General features: G+C 72.2%; 12 protein-coding genes. 5 read left to right on the top strand and 7 right to left on the bottom strand.

Annotated features, from left to right (window positions below; all coding sequences use genetic code 11):
* Positions 1–9: 9 nt before the first annotated feature.
* The 7 genes from ACGFRG_RS19100 to ACGFRG_RS19070 all read right to left on the bottom strand — a co-directional run bounded on the left by ACGFRG_RS19100 (position 10) and on the right by ACGFRG_RS19070 (position 8,139).
* Positions 10–1,197 (bottom strand): M6 family metalloprotease domain-containing protein, encoded by a 1,188-nt coding sequence (locus tag ACGFRG_RS19100; RefSeq protein ID WP_393265273.1) that lies wholly within the window; start codon positions 1,195–1,197, stop codon positions 10–12.
* Positions 1,198–1,226: 29 nt separating this feature from the next.
* Entirely contained in the window at positions 1,227–2,492 is a 1,266-nt protein-coding gene (locus tag ACGFRG_RS19095) for an alpha/beta fold hydrolase (protein ID WP_393265270.1), read from the bottom strand.
* A 142-nt stretch (positions 2,493–2,634) separates the two neighbouring features.
* Positions 2,635–4,017: an aldehyde dehydrogenase family protein gene (locus ACGFRG_RS19090; protein ID WP_393265267.1), complete on the bottom strand. Its 1,383-nt coding sequence runs from the start codon at positions 4,015–4,017 to the stop codon at positions 2,635–2,637.
* A 67-nt stretch (positions 4,018–4,084) separates the two neighbouring features.
* On the bottom strand, positions 4,085–5,002 hold the full coding sequence (locus ACGFRG_RS19085) for a dihydrodipicolinate synthase family protein (protein WP_393265264.1): 918 nt from the start codon (positions 5,000–5,002) through the stop codon (positions 4,085–4,087).
* A 124-nt stretch (positions 5,003–5,126) separates the two neighbouring features.
* A complete protein-coding gene (locus tag ACGFRG_RS19080) occupies positions 5,127–6,572 on the bottom strand; it encodes an NAD(P)/FAD-dependent oxidoreductase (RefSeq protein WP_393265261.1) in 1,446 nt (481 codons plus the stop codon).
* Complete coding sequence (locus tag ACGFRG_RS19075; protein WP_361422109.1) at positions 6,553–6,867, bottom strand: (2Fe-2S)-binding protein; 315 nt, start codon at positions 6,865–6,867, stop codon at positions 6,553–6,555. Before ACGFRG_RS19075 ends, ACGFRG_RS19080 begins: the two co-directional genes overlap by 20 nt.
* A gap of 114 nt (positions 6,868–6,981) precedes the next feature.
* Positions 6,982–8,139 (bottom strand): NAD(P)/FAD-dependent oxidoreductase, encoded by a 1,158-nt coding sequence (locus ACGFRG_RS19070; protein WP_393265258.1) that lies wholly within the window; start codon positions 8,137–8,139, stop codon positions 6,982–6,984.
* Positions 8,140–8,368: 229 nt separating this feature from the next.
* On the opposite strand from ACGFRG_RS19070, the gene ACGFRG_RS19065 reads away from it, so the two are divergent.
* The 5 genes from ACGFRG_RS19065 to ACGFRG_RS19045 are packed head-to-tail and all read left to right on the top strand — an operon-like array spanning position 8,369 to position 14,039.
* Positions 8,369–10,117, top strand: coding sequence for an ABC transporter substrate-binding protein (locus tag ACGFRG_RS19065; protein WP_393265255.1), 1,749 nt, complete (start codon positions 8,369–8,371; stop codon positions 10,115–10,117).
* 13 nt (positions 10,118–10,130) lie between these two features.
* Entirely contained in the window at positions 10,131–11,075 is a 945-nt protein-coding gene (locus ACGFRG_RS19060) for an ABC transporter permease (RefSeq protein ID WP_361422100.1), read from the top strand.
* Positions 11,072–12,058, top strand: coding sequence for an ABC transporter permease (locus ACGFRG_RS19055; protein ID WP_361422097.1), 987 nt, complete (start codon positions 11,072–11,074; stop codon positions 12,056–12,058). The genes ACGFRG_RS19060 and ACGFRG_RS19055 overlap by 4 nt, the downstream gene beginning before the upstream one ends.
* Positions 12,058–13,062, top strand: a complete 1,005-nt coding sequence (locus tag ACGFRG_RS19050; RefSeq protein ID WP_361422094.1) for an ABC transporter ATP-binding protein — start codon at positions 12,058–12,060, stop codon at positions 13,060–13,062. Before ACGFRG_RS19055 ends, ACGFRG_RS19050 begins: the two co-directional genes overlap by 1 nt.
* The gene (locus ACGFRG_RS19045) at positions 13,059–14,039 is read left to right on the top strand and encodes an oligopeptide/dipeptide ABC transporter ATP-binding protein (RefSeq protein WP_361422091.1); all 981 of its coding nucleotides are present in this window, start codon (positions 13,059–13,061) and stop codon (positions 14,037–14,039) included. The genes ACGFRG_RS19050 and ACGFRG_RS19045 overlap by 4 nt, the downstream gene beginning before the upstream one ends.
* The last annotated feature ends 5 nt before the right edge of the window (positions 14,040–14,044 follow it).

Here is a 14,044-nt window from a genome sequence, read left to right as displayed (position 1 = left end):
GTACCGGCGTCAGGACTTGCCGAGCCGGACCACGTCTCCCGCGCGCCCGCCGGCCAGGACGTCGATCCGGGCGCCGGTGTCCGGGTCGGTGAAGGACCGGCCCGGGGTGTAGGCCGCGAGGTCCAGGGAGGTGCAGCCGGTGGGCGGGGTGGCGGACGGATCGGCGTTCATGATGCGGATCGGGCCCTCGCCCGTCCGCGCGGCGGAGTCGACCTTGTAGACGAGGACGCCCGTGGAGCACGCGGAGCTGTCGGCGCCCTCGGCGCGGCGGGACTCGGCCACGTATGCCGTCGTCTCGCTCGTACGCAGTACGGCGATCTTGGTGCCGCCGGGTCGCTCCACCGGGGTGAGCCGTACCGTGCGGTGGCCGGACGCGGGCAGACAGGCCACCTGGTCGTCGCGGGTCCAGCCGAGCTTCCAGGACTGCCAGCCGAGGTACTGCGGGGCGGGTCCGGCGATGTTGCCCATGAGGTCCCAGCCGCCGACGTACTGGTGGGTGGCGCCGGTGAACGAGTACAGGTCCGGCAGGCCGAAGGTGTGGCTCGTCTCGTGGTCGGCGACCTTGTAACCCCAGTGCCACATGTCCTGGCCGAACGTCACGGCCCACTTGAGGCGGGTGCCGTCGGCGGTGATGCCGGGCGTGGTGGGGTCGTAGAGGTAGGTCGGCGAGAAGGAGATCGCGGACGCGGCCCTGGTCGGGACGATGTACACCATGTCGTAGCGGGAGAAGTCCGCGTACGGGTCGGCGGCCGTGATCGCGTCACGTACGTATTTCTCGTGGGCCTCGAAGGTGAGGCCGCGCGCGAATCCGTAGGAGTCGGAGGCGGCCGGCATACGGACCCAGCGGTGCAGCGAGCTGATGGCGAGGCGGGAGCGGCCGTAGCTCGCGGTGCGCATCCAGTCGGCGGCGGGGGCGAGCTGGGCGGCGTAGGCGTCGATGGAGTCGGTGGCGTGCGCGTCGGGGAAGTCCACGTACAGGGTGAGGACGCGGTGGGTTCCGGTGGCGCGCTGGAACTGGGCGCGGTCGGTGTCGTGGCCCTCGTCCGTCCAGCCGGTCCGGCCGGGCAGCGCGCAGTCCGTGGCCGGGGACGGATGGCGAGCGGCCGCCGTCGCCGTGGTGGGGGCGGCCAGGCACGACACGAGGACGGCTGCGGCCGCCAGGGCGAGGCGGCGGGGGTGGCGGGGTGATCCGGTCATGGTGCTCCCATCGAGGGTGGGGGGAGGGTTTACGCGCGGCCCGCGGCCAGGTCCATCAAGCGGGCCAGTACCCGGCCGCCCGAGGCGTGGACGCCGTCGTGTTCCCACTCGTTGCTGACCCAGACGCGTGCGGCGCCGATCTCGCGCGCGGTGCGCAGGGAGAGCCCGGCGTCGACGTACATGTCGTCGTGGTAGACGATCGCGGCGAGCGGGACCTCGTTGGCGGCGAGGCGCCGCGGGTCGTACAGCGGCGGCCAGTCGGTGCGTGCGGCCAGCAGGTCGGCGGCGTCCGCGAACGGGCGCAGGTTGGCGATCTCCCGGAACATCCAGGGGTACATCATCTCGCCGGTGAGCAGGAGCGGGTCCGCGTCCTCGGCGAACTCCGGGAAGTCGCTCAGGGCCCGGGAGGCCGCCCAGCCGGTGGCGCCGGGCCCCTGCCCGTACAGCGTCTCCTGCAGGACGGCGAACAGGGGGTTGTCGGCGAAGCCGGTCAGGGCCGCGACCTGGTGGAGGAAGGTGTGGGTCAACTCGCCGTCGCCGTCGAGGGCTTCGTCGAGGAGCCAGTGGACGCGCTCGAATCCGTCGCCCATGCCGAGCGCGAGCCCGAGGGTGCGCAGCCTGCGGACGGTGAGGCGGTCCCCGTCCGGCAGGCGGACCGGGTCGGCGGTGAGCAGGTCGGCGATCTTGCGCAGCCGGGGCGCGTCGTCGGGGTAGCGGTCGTAGAAGTCGAGGACCCGGTCGCGTACGCGGGGATAGGTGCGGGCGTACACGTCGTCGGCGCTCGCGGTGAGGCCGGGCAGGCCGCCGGTCACATAGCAGGCGCGCAGGCCCTCGGGCGCGTGGGAGAGGTAGGTGAGGGTGATGAAACCCCCGAAACTCTGGCCCAGGGTCTCCCAGGGGGTGTCGCCGCAGAGGCGGCGACGTATGAGCTCCGCGTCGGCGACGATCGAGTCGGCCCGGAAGTGGCCGAGGTATTCGGCCAGTTGGGCCGGGTCGGTGAAGGCGGCCGCCGCTCGCGCGGTGACGGGGGTGGAGCGGCCGGTGCCGCGCTGGTCGAGCAGCAGTACCCGGTGGGTCTTCAGCGCGTGGGGCAGCCAGCCGGGCGTCCCCGCCGACGGGCGCGGCGACTTCCCGCCCGGGCCGCCCTGGAGGTAGAGCAGCCAGGGCAGCCGGTCATCGGCACGCGCCGGGTCGACGACCTCACGGGCGAACACCCCGATGGTCGGTCCGTGCGGGCGGGAGTGGTCCAGCGGCACGTCGAAGAAGTGGTCGGTGGTGGCGTACGCGGGGTTCATGCGTCCCTTTCACCGCGGCCGGGGACCGCGGAACGGAGTGTGACATCGCCTGCCCAGCGTCCCCGGCCACGCCCTTCGACGGGAGCCCTCACACCGCCATAACCCGGTGTTATGGGCCGGAGCGGGTGCCTGGACACACCTGTCACATGGTGGTGGCGGGCGACAGTGTGTAGGTGCGGCCGGAGGTGTAGAACTCCAGCGCCGCGCGGCCCTGTTCGCGCGGGCCGTGGCTGGACGCCTTCGCGCCGCCGAACGGCAGATGGAAATCGACGCCCGTGGACGGCGCGTTGATCCTGATCATGCCGGTGTCGAGCCGGTCGAGACCGCCCAGGGCCGTGTCCAGGTCCGCGGTGTGCACGGAGGTGACCAGACCGTACGGAACCGCGTTGGTGACCCGGACCGCGTCGGCCAGATCGCGCGCGGGCAGCAGTACGGCGACGGGGCCGAACACCTCCTCGGCGAGCAGCCGGTGTGCCGGGGGAACCTGCTCGACCAGGGTGGGCGCCGCGTACCAGCCGGGCCCCTGCACCGCGCTCCCGCCCGCGAGCGCGGTGAGCCCCTGCCAGGCGGCGACCACCTGGTCGCGGGCGCGTTCACCGATGAGCGGCCCGCAGACGGTGGCCGCGTCGGCGGGGTCGCCCACCGGGAGCGCCCGCAGCGCCTCGGCCAGTGCCTCGCGCAGCGGGCCGAGGGCATCGCCGACCGCGATGACACGGCTGGTGGCGGTGCACTTCTGCCCCGCGTATCCGGCGATCGCGGCGGCGATGTGGGCGGCGGCCCGCTCGATGTCGGCGTCCGGCAGCACGATCGCCGCGTTCAGGCCGCCCATCTCGGCCTGAACGGGCACACCCCGGGCGGTCGCGGCACGGACGACGATGTTCCCGACGGCCGTGGAGCCGGTGAAGGAGACGACGTCGGCGGCGCCGATGAGCGCGCCGCCCTCCGCCGGCCCGCCGGGCACCACCGTGAACACACCTTTGGGCAGCGCCAGTTGGACGATCTCGGCCAGGCGCAGGGCGCACGCGGTGGCCTCGGGCGCGGGCTTGAGCACCACCGCGTTGCCGACGGCGAGCGCGGGGGCGGCCTTCCAGCTCGGGATGGCGAACGGGAAGTTCCACGGGGTGATGAGCGCCGCCACACCGTGCGGACGGCGCCGGGTGAGCAGCAGCCCCTCCCCCACCGCCGGCTCGTGCACGGCGCCGACGGATTCGTACGGGGCCTGTGCGTAGTAGCGCCAGATGGCGACGGTCCGCGCCACTTCGGCGCGGGCCTCGGCCACTGGCTTGCCCACCTCGCGTACGGCGAGGGCGGCGAGTTCCGCTCCGGCGGCCTCGATGGCGGTGGCGACCGCGTGCAGCGCGGCGGAGCGGGTGGCCGCCCCGCCCCGCTGCCATGCGGTCTGGGCGGCGCGGGCCCGCTCGACGGCGTCGGCCGCCGCGCGCGGGCCGGGCGCGGGGATCTCCAGGAGTACGTCGGCCGGGTCGGCCGGGTTGCGGGACACGATGGCCGCGGCGGTGGTGGTCACGGGCTCTCTCTCGGTGAACTCGGGAAGCTCGGGAAACAGGGAAAGGGCGTCTGGGTCAGCGCCTCGGTCAGCGGTGGCCCTGCGCGACGGCCTTCTCAGTGGCGGTCCGCACCGCGGCCTCGATCTCGCCGGTGAGCGGCAGGCGCGGCGCGCGTGTGGGGCCGCCGCGGCGGCCGACCAGGTCCATCGACAGCTTGATCGACTGGACGAACTCGGTCTTGGAGTCCCAGCGCAGCAGCGAGTGCAGGGAGCGGTAGAGCGGCAGCGCGGTGTCCAGGTCGCCCGCGACGGCGGCGTGGTACAGCTCGGCGCAGCTGGCGGGGAGGGCGTTGGGGTATCCGGCGATCCAGCCGACCGCTCCGGCCAGGGCCAGTTCGAGCAGCACGTCGTCCGCGCCGATCAACAGGTCGAGGTCCGGGGCGAGTTCCGCGATCTCGTAGGCCCGGCGGACATCGCCGCTGAACTCCTTGACGGCGACGATGTCACCGGCCCGGTGCAGCCGGGCGAGCACGGCGGGGGTCAGGTCGACCTTGGTGTCGATGGGGTTGTTGTACGCGACGATCGGCACCCCGACCTTGGCCACCTCGGCGTAGTGGGCGCTGACGGCCGACTCGTCGGCGCGGTAGGCGTTCGGCGGCAGGAGCAGCACCGAGCCGCAGCCCGCTTCGGCCGCCTGCTCGGCCCAGCGGCGGGACTCGGCGCTGCCGTACGCGGCGACGCCCGGCATCACACGCGCGCCGTCGCCCGCCGCCTCGACGGCGGTGCGCACCACACGGGCGCGCTCGTCGTCGGTGAGCGTCTGGTACTCGCCGAGCGAACCGTTGGGCACGACGCCGTCGCAGCCGTTGTCGATGAGCCACCGCACATGCTCGGCGTAGGCGTCGTGGTCGACGGACAGATCGTCGTGCAGGGGCAGGGTGGTGGCGACCATGATGCCGCGCCAGGGGCGGTCGCTGTTCCAGGTGGTGGCGGTGGTGGCGGTCATGTCGATGACCTTTCTATGCAGTGTGACATTTTATTGGTGGTCAAACGAAGCCGTCGAGCGAAGCCGTCGAGCGAAGCCCCCGAAGGGGCCTGTTACTCGATGGGGGGCGTACGGGTTCCGCGGTTCAGAAGCCGTTCTCGGTGGAGGGGTCGAGCGCGGCGAGGGTCGCGAGCGGGACCGGGGTGGCGAACGGGCGCCGCTCGGCGGGGGGTTCGGCGGCTTCGCCGCGTGCCGCGAGGCAGGCGACAGCCGTGCCGCACATCCGCCCCTGGCACCAGCCCATGCCCGCCCGGGTGAGCAGTTTGACGGTCCGGGCGTCGCGTGCGCCGAGGTCGTTCACCGCCTCGCGCACCCGCCCCGCGCTCACCTCCTCGCACCGGCACACATCGGTGTCGTCGGTGAGCCATCCCGGCCAGCCCGGCCCGGGCGCGTGGGCGCGGCCCATCACATCGGCGAAGGCGCGCATCCGGTCGCGGTCGCGCAGCAGCCGACGCAGCCGCGCGGCGTCGGTGCGGCGCCCCAGCAGCCGGGCGGCGACCGCGATCCCCGCCAACTCGCCTTCCGTACGGGCGAGTTCGGCTCCGCCCACGCCTCCGGTCTCGCCCGCCGCCCACAATCCACGCACCGAGGTCTCCTGGCGCGTGTCCAGTGCGAGGGCCAGGGTGCCGTCGGCCAGCGGGCGGGTGGCGCAGCCCAGCGCCGTGGCCAGTTCGATCTGGGGGACAAGGCCGTGCCCGACGGCCAGCGCGTCGCACGCGATCCGGCGGCCCGACCCCTGTACGGGTCGCCAGTCGCGGTCCAGGCGGGTGACGGTCACGGCCTCCACCCGGTCGGCGCCGTGCACTTCGGTCACCGCGCTGCGGGTGGCCAGCCGGACCCGGTGGCGCAGCAGCGCCGCGCCATGGGTCAGCGCCTCGGCCGCCTTGTGCGGGTTGGTCATGAGCACCCGGGGGCTGCGGGCGTACCGCAGATAGCCGCCGGCCTCGACGACGGCCGCAACCGTCGCCCCCGCGACGGCGAGCGACGAGGCGACGGCGAGCAGCAAGGGGCCGCTGCCCGCCACCACGATCCGCTTGCCGGGCAGGACCAGGCCGGACTTGAGCATGGCCTGCGCGCCACCGGCGCCCACGACACCGGGCAGGGTCCAGCCGGGGAACGGCAGTTGGCGTTCATACGCCCCGGTCGCGAGCAGGACCGCACGGGCGCGGACGCGGCGGGGCCGCCCCTCCGCGCCGTCGGGCCCGGTGACGGCGTGGACCGCCCACGGCCCGTCGTCCCCGCCCTCCCTGGTCACGCTCCACACATGATGGGCGCTCAGATGGGTCACGTCGCTCGCCGCCAGGCGTCGGCGCAGCTCGGCGAAGGCGGCCCAGTCGTGGTGCAGCGCCTCGGGCCGGGCCGCACCCAGAGCGGGTGCCGGGTGCCGGTAGAACTGCCCGCCCGTCTGCACGGACGCGTCCAGCAGGACGACGGACAGACCGAGTTCGGACGCGGCGACAGCGCCGGCGAGTCCGGCGGAGCCCGCGCCGATGACCGCGAGGTCGTACGGATCAGACGCCGAGGTGGTCATGGCCGTGTCCTTCCTGAGTGGTGACGGTGTCGCCGGGGCGCGCCGGTACCAGGCAGGCCCGGCGGTTGGGCTCCGCGTTGATGGTGGCGAGGCAGTCGTAGCACTGGCCGATGCCGCAGAACGCGCCGCGCGGCCGACCACCCTCGCGGGTGGTGCGCCAGGCCAGGATCCCGGCCCCCCACAGCGCGGCGGCGACGGACTGGCCGGGCAGGGCGGTGACGCGGCGGCCGTCGAAGGTGATCTCGAACGGCGGATCCGGCTGTGCCGCGACCAGCTCGGTGGGGGTGCGGGCCACTGCGGGCGTCCTTTCTCTGGACAGTGCGCTGGAACAGGAAAAGGCGGGCGAGGTTTCGAAGAGGCCGGCGGGGTCGCCCCGATGTTTGCACGCGACCCTTGCCGCGCCCTGTGGCTACGACGCCGCCGACGCGAATCGCTCCGGCCGGAACGGGCCGATGTCGAGCGGCGGTTCATCGCCGGTGAGCCAGCGTGCGACGATCAGGCCCGACGCCGGTGCAAGACCGATGCCCGCGCCCTCGTGCCCGCACGCGTGCAGCAGTCCCGGGACGCGCGGGTCGGGGCCGATCGCGGGCAGGTGATCGGGCATGTACGGGCGGAAGCCCGCGTACGTCCGCATCGCCCGCACCGTCCCGAGCACCGGGAAGAACGCCGTCGCCTCGGCCGCCAGGCGCCGCAGCACCTCGGTGGAGAGCGTGCGGTCGAAGCCGACGCGCTCCCGGCTGGCGCCGATCAGGACCGGACCCGCCTGGGTTCCCTCGATCACGGTCGACGTCTGCAGCGCGGCCGACCCGCTGGCGACATCGGCGACGTAGTCGGCCGCGTACACCTTGTGGCGCACCACGCGCGGCAGCGGTTCGGTGACCAGGACGAAGCCGCGGCGCGGCAGCACCGGAAGCTCGACGCCCGCGAGGCGGGCGAGTTCGCCGCCCCAGGTGCCGGTGGCGTTGACCACGTGCGGGGCGTGGATCTCCCCGGCGGACGTACGCACTCCGCGCACCTCGCCGGTGGCACCGGTGAGCACGGCGGTGACCTCCTCACCGAGCCGCAGGTCCACCCGGTCGCCGCCGGCGCGCAACAGATGCGCGGCGGCGAGGGCGGGCATGACCTGGGCGTCCTGCGGGTAGTGGTAGCCGCCCGCGAGGCCGGGTGCGAGGTGGGGCTCCAGGTCGTGCAGCCGGTCACCGGGGACCTCCTCGGCGGTGACGCCCGCCTTCTCCTGCTGGCGCGCGAAGTCCTTGAGGGCGGCCATGGCGCTCGCGTCGGAGGCGACGACGAGACCGCCCTTGGGCTCGTACTCGATCTCCGGGGGAAGCACCGCCGCCAGCTCGGTCCACAACCGCGTGGACAGGAGGGCGAGTTCCAGTTCGGGGCCGGGTTCCTTGTCGGAGACCAGGAGGTTTCCCTCACCGGCTCCGGTGGTGCCGCCCGCGACCGAACCGCGGTCGACGACGGTGACGCGGAGTCCGGATCCGGCGGCGTAGTAGGCGCACGCGGCGCCGACCACACCGGCGCCGACGACGATGACATCCGAGGAGTTTCTCGTGAGCACGTCAGTAATATTTCACATTGCACTGTGCTCGACAAGGGGGACGCGAGGGTGCTCTCCCATCATGACCGCGAGAGACGCGGCGCGTTCGGACACGAACAGGTAAAGGAGTGGCGGACATCTTGTCAGTGCAATTTCACATTACTATGTTACAGGTCACATTCCAGCCAGCTCCGGCCCTCACCCGGACCTGGCTGTCCTGACTGTTCTCGTGCTCTCGGAGTGACCACTGATGAACAAGCGCACCCTCACCGCCGTCTCCACCGCCCTGGCGGCCTCCCTCGCCTTCGGCGCGCTGGGCTGTTCCAGCACCAAGCACGCGAGCGGAGGTCAGGGCGGCGGCAAGAACCCCGCCATGGCCAACGCGGGAGCCGTGGTCGGCGGCACTCCACAGAAGGGCGGCACCCTGACCGTCCTGTCCAACCAGGACTTCTCCCACCTCGACCCGGCCCGCAACTGGGTCATGAGCGACATGGAGTTCGGCACCCGGCTGCTCTACCGCACCCTGGTGACCTACAAGGCCGGTCCCGGCACCACCGGCGGCGAACTCGTCCCGGACCTCGCGACCGACCTCGGCACCTCCTCCAACGGCGCCAAAACCTGGACCTTCCATCTCAAGCAGGGCGTCAAGTACGAGGACGGGACCCCGGTCACCGCCCAGGACGTCAAGTACAACGTGGAGCGCTCCTTCTCCCCCGACCTGCCCGGCGGCGCCGACTACGCGGCCCGCTACCTCACGGGCGCCGAGGGCTACCAGGGCCCGGCCCAGGGCAAGCACCTGGACTCCATCAAGACGCCCGACGACCACACGATCGTCTTCGAACTGCGCAAGCCCTTCGCGGAGTTCCCCAACGCCACCGTGATGCCGACCTTCGCGCCGGTGCCGCAGAAGCAGGACAAGGGGCCGCAGTACGACAACCGGCCGTTCTCCTCCGGCCCGTACAAGATCGAGTCGTACGAGCGCGGCAAGAAGCTCGTCCTGGTGCGCAACACCAACTGGGACCCCGGCACCGACCAGGTGCGCAAGGCCTACCCGGACAAGCTCGTGATGGTGATGGGGCTCAAGGCCAACCAGATCGACGACCGTCTGATCGCCAGTCAGGGGGCGGACGCCTCCGCAGTCTCCTGGGGCGCGCTGCGGCCGGAGAGCGCGGCCAAGGTGCTCCCCAACGCCGATGTCCGCAAGCGGCTCATCGCCGAGTCCACCAACTGCACCGACATGCTCCAGATGCACACCGGGCGGGCCCCGTTCAACGACGCGAAGGTCCGGCAGGCCGTGCAGTACGCGCTCGACCGGGACTCGGTGCTCACCGCGTCCGGCGGCCCCGCCTTCAACGACCTGTCCACCGCCTACATGCCCGCCAGCCTCTTCGACGGCAAGCAGCCCGACACCCTGAAGATCCCCGCCGCCGGTGACGTCGACAAGGCGAAGCAGCTGCTCAAGGAGGCGGGGAAGGAGAACGGCATCGAGACCAAGATGACCGTCTCCACCGGTGACAAGGGCCGCGCCGAGGCGATCCAGCAGTCCCTCGGCAAGGCGGGCATCAAGGTCACCATCGAGACCGTCGACCCGTCGGCGTTCTACGCGACGATCGGTGACACCAAGAACCGCACCGACCTGGTGTACACCGGCTGGTGTCCGGACTACCCCTCGGGCTCCACGTTCCTGCCGTTCGTCTTCGACGGCCGCTACATCAAGGAGAAGGGCAACTCCGGCAACCACTCGCTCTTCCGCGACGAGGCGACCATGAAGCGGATGGACGAGATCGCCGCGATGACCGACGCCAAGCAGGCCGCCGAAGCCTGGCGGCAGCTGGACGGCGAGATCCTCGCCAAGGCACCGGCCGTGCCGGTCCTGGTGCGCCGCTGGCCGCTGGTGCTCGGCGACAACATCGCGGGCGCGTACGGCCAGACCTCGTTCGGCGGTCAGCTCGACTACGCGACGGTGGGCCTCAAGGACCCGTCCAAGGGCCAGGGCTGAGGATCCGGCGGAAATGACCACCCTCACCGAACCGGCGAAAACGGCGGCCCCCGCCCCGAGCGGCAGCGGGCCCTGGCAGCTCGCCCGCGCGGAGCTGCGCCGCCGCGCCTCCGTCAAGATCTCCCTCGTCATCGTCGCCCTGTTCCTCGTGATGGCCGCCGCCGCGCCCCTGCTCAGCAGGGCCGCCGGCTGGTCACCGGACGAGTTCGACAAGACCGCCGTCGACCCCTACCTCGGCGGCCAGCCGCTGGGGCGGCTCGGCGGGATCTCGCCGGACCACTGGCTCGGCGTCGAACCCGTCACCGGCCGCGATCTGTTCGCCCGGGTCGTGCACGGCGCCCAGGTCTCCCTCCTGATCGCCTTCACCGCCACCGCCATCGTGGTGATCGCGGGGACGGCGGCCGGGATCGCCGCCGGGTACTTCGGCGGGCGGATCGACGCGGTCCTGAGCAGGCTCATGGACCTGACCATGTCGTTCCCCTCCCTCATCTTCATGATCGCGATGATGTCGGTGGCCAAGGACGTCAACCGGATCGTGCTGATGACCGGTGTGATCGGGCTCTTCGGCTGGCCCGGCATCGCCCGGGTGGTGCGCGGGCAGACGCTCTCGCTCAAGCACCGCGAGTACGTGGACGCCGCGCGCGTCGGCGGCGCCGGATCGTGGCGCATCCTGACCCGCGACATCCTGCCGGGCGTGGCCGGTCCGGTCATCGCGTACACCACCCTGATCATCCCGGGGATGATCGCCACCGAGGCGGCGCTGAGCTATCTGGGCGTGGGTGTGCGCCCGCCCACCCCGTCCTGGGGGCAGATGATCGCCGAGAGCGTCGCCTTCTACGACACGGATCCCATGTACTTCGTCATCCCCAGCACCTGTCTGTTCCTCACCGTGCTGGCGTTCACGCTGCTCGGCGACGCGCTGCGGGACATCCTCGACCCGAGGGGCAGCCGCTCATGATCCTCTACCTCGGCCGCCGGCTGCTCGGCGTGATCGGCGTGCTGATCGCGATCGCCGCCGTCACCTTCACCATCTTCTACGTGCTGCCCTCCGACCCGGCCGCCGCGGCCTGCGGAAAGTCGTGCAGCACCGAGCGGCTGATCGCGATCCGCGCCCACATGGGCCTCGACCAGCCGATCTGGCGGCAGTTCTGGGACTTCCTCAGCGGGATCTTCACCGGCCGCACCATCGGCACCGGCCAGTACACCCTGCACTGCTCGTTCCCGTGCCTCGGCTACTCGTACGAGAACAGCGAGTCGGTGTGGAGCCTGCTGATGGACCGGCTGCCGGTCTCCGCCTCGCTCGCGTTCGGCTCGGCGGTGCTGTGGCTGGCGATCGGTCTCACGGCCGGTGTCACGGCCGCGCTGCGCAAGGACACCCTCGTCGACAAGGTCCTGATGGTCGGCGCGGTCGGCGCCGCCTCGCTGCCGGTCTACTTCACCTCGATGATGCTGATCTACGGGCTGATCAGGACCGCGGGGCTGCTGCCCTATCCGCAGTACGTCCCGCTCGGCTCCGACCCCGTCCACTGGGCCTCCAACCTGCTGCTCCCCTGGCTCGCGCTCGCCATCCTGTACGCGGCCATGTACGCGCGCCAGAGCCGCAGTTCGATGATCGAGACGATGGCGGAGCCGTATATCCGCACCGCCCGCGCCAAGGGTCTGCCGCGCCGCACGGTGGTGGTCAAGCACGGGCTGCGGGCGGGGATGACCCCGATCCTCACCCTGTTCGGCATGGATCTGGGCGGCCTGCTCGCGGGCGCGGTGATCACCGAGTCCATCTTCGGTCTGCCGGGCATCGGACGGCTCTTCTACGGCGCCCTGTCCACCGGTGACCAGCCGGTCATCCTCGGGGTGACCCTGCTCGCCGCCACGTTCATCGTCGTCGCCAATCTGGCCGTCGACCTGCTGTACGCCGTTGTCGACCCGAGGGTCAGATTCTGATGACTGATAACCAACCTCTGCTCCGCGTCGACGACCTGGGCGTCACCTTCCCGACCAAGCGCGGCCCGGTGCGGGCCGTGGACTCGCTGAGCTTCGACGTCCACCGGGGCCGCACGCTGGGCATCGTGGGCGAGTCCGGCTCCGGCAAGTCGGTCACCTCGATGGCCGTCCTCGGCCTGCACACCGGTGCCGAGGTCACCGGTTCCATCCGGCTCGACGGACAGGAGCTGGTGGGCCTCACGGAACGGGAGCTCAACCGGCTGCGCGGCCGACGGATCGCGATGATCTTCCAGGACCCGCTCTCCAGCCTCCACCCGTACTACACGGTCGGCGAGCAGATCGCCGAGCACCACCGGGTCCACTTCGGCTCCCGCCGCTCCGCCGCCCGCCGGCGGGCCGTGGAGATGCTGGCCGAGGTGGGCATTCCGGAGCCGGGGCGGCGGGCGGGCGAGTACCCGCACCAGTTCTCCGGCGGTATGCGCCAGCGCGTGATGATCGCGATGGCGCTGGCCTGCGAGCCCGAACTGCTCATCGCGGACGAGCCCACCACCGCGCTCGACGTCACCGTCCAGGCCCAGATCCTGGAGCTGATCGCCCGTATCCAGCAGGAGCGCGGCCTCGCCGTCGTCATGATCACGCACGATCTGGGAGTGGTGGCCCGCGTCGCCCACGACGTCCTGGTGATGTACGGCGGGCGCGCGGCCGAACAGGCCCCGGTGGACGCCCTGTTCGCCACGCCTGTCCACCCCTACACCCGGGGTCTGCTGGACTCGCTGCCCCGGCTCGACGACAGCGACGGGGAACCGCTGCGGGCCATCCCCGGCAGTCCGCCGTCGCTGCTGACCCCCGCTCCCGGCTGCGCCTTCGCACCCCGCTGCCCCCGGGCGGCGGCGGCCTCCGCGAGCGAGCGGCTGCGCTGCGAGACCGAACGGCCGCTGCTGAGCGGCCCGGCCGGACATCCGGCCGCCTGCCACCTCCCCGCGTACGAAGGCGTCGCCTCATGACCACCGCACCTCAACCCCTTCTCGCCGTACGGGATGTGACGATGGCCTTCCCGGCCCGGCGTCGCGGTGCGGCCCCGGTCCGGGCCGTCGACGGCGTCAGCTTCGACGTGGCGGCCGGGGAGACACTGGGCCTGGTCGGCGAGTCCGGCTGCGGCAAGTCCACCACCGGCCGCATGATCGTACGGCTGCTCGAACCCACCACGGGGTCGATCTCCTACGCCGGACGCGACATCAGCCGCATGTCCCAGCGCGAGCTCAAGCCCCTGCGCCGCGAGCTCCAGATGGTCTTCCAGGACCCGCACTCCTCCCTCAACCCCCGCCAGACCGTGGCCCGGATCATCTCCGATCCCCTCCTGATCCAGGGGAGTTCGGCGGCCGACGCGCGCCGACGGGCGGCCGAGCTGATGGATCTGGTGGGGCTCATCCCGGAGCACATCGACCGCTATCCGCACGAGTTCTCCGGCGGCCAGGCGCAGCGCATCGGTATCGCCCGCTCGCTCGCCACCGACCCCCGGCTCGTCGTCGCCGACGAGCCGGTCTCCGCGCTCGACGTCTCCGTACAGGCGCAGATCGTCAATCTGATGGAGCGGTTGCAGCGCGAACTCGGCCTCGCCTACCTCTTCATCGCCCATGACCTGTCGGTGGTGAAGCGGGTCTGCCACCGGGTCGCCGTGATGTATCTGGGCCGGATCGTGGAGATCGGCGACAAGGAACGGGTGTACGCGGCGCCCGCGCACCCCTATACCCGGGCGCTGCTGTCGGCCGTGCCGCTGCCCGATCCGGCCGCCGAGCGGACCCGGGAGCGGATCACACTGCTCGGCGACCCGCCGAGCCCGGCCGCGCCCCCGCCCGGCTGCACCTTCCATCCGCGCTGCCCCAAGGCGCAGGAGGTGTGCCGCACCGAGGCGCCGCTGCTGAGGATCGCCTCCCTGGGCGAGAAGCGCCAGGTGGCCTGTCACTTCCCCGAAGCCGCCTGAACAGG

Origin of the sequence: Streptomyces sp. NPDC048696, from assembly GCF_043198895.1 — a bacterium.
Lineage (GTDB): Bacteria > Actinomycetota > Actinomycetes > Streptomycetales > Streptomycetaceae > Streptomyces.
This window is presented reverse-complemented; position numbering and strand designations above follow the sequence as displayed.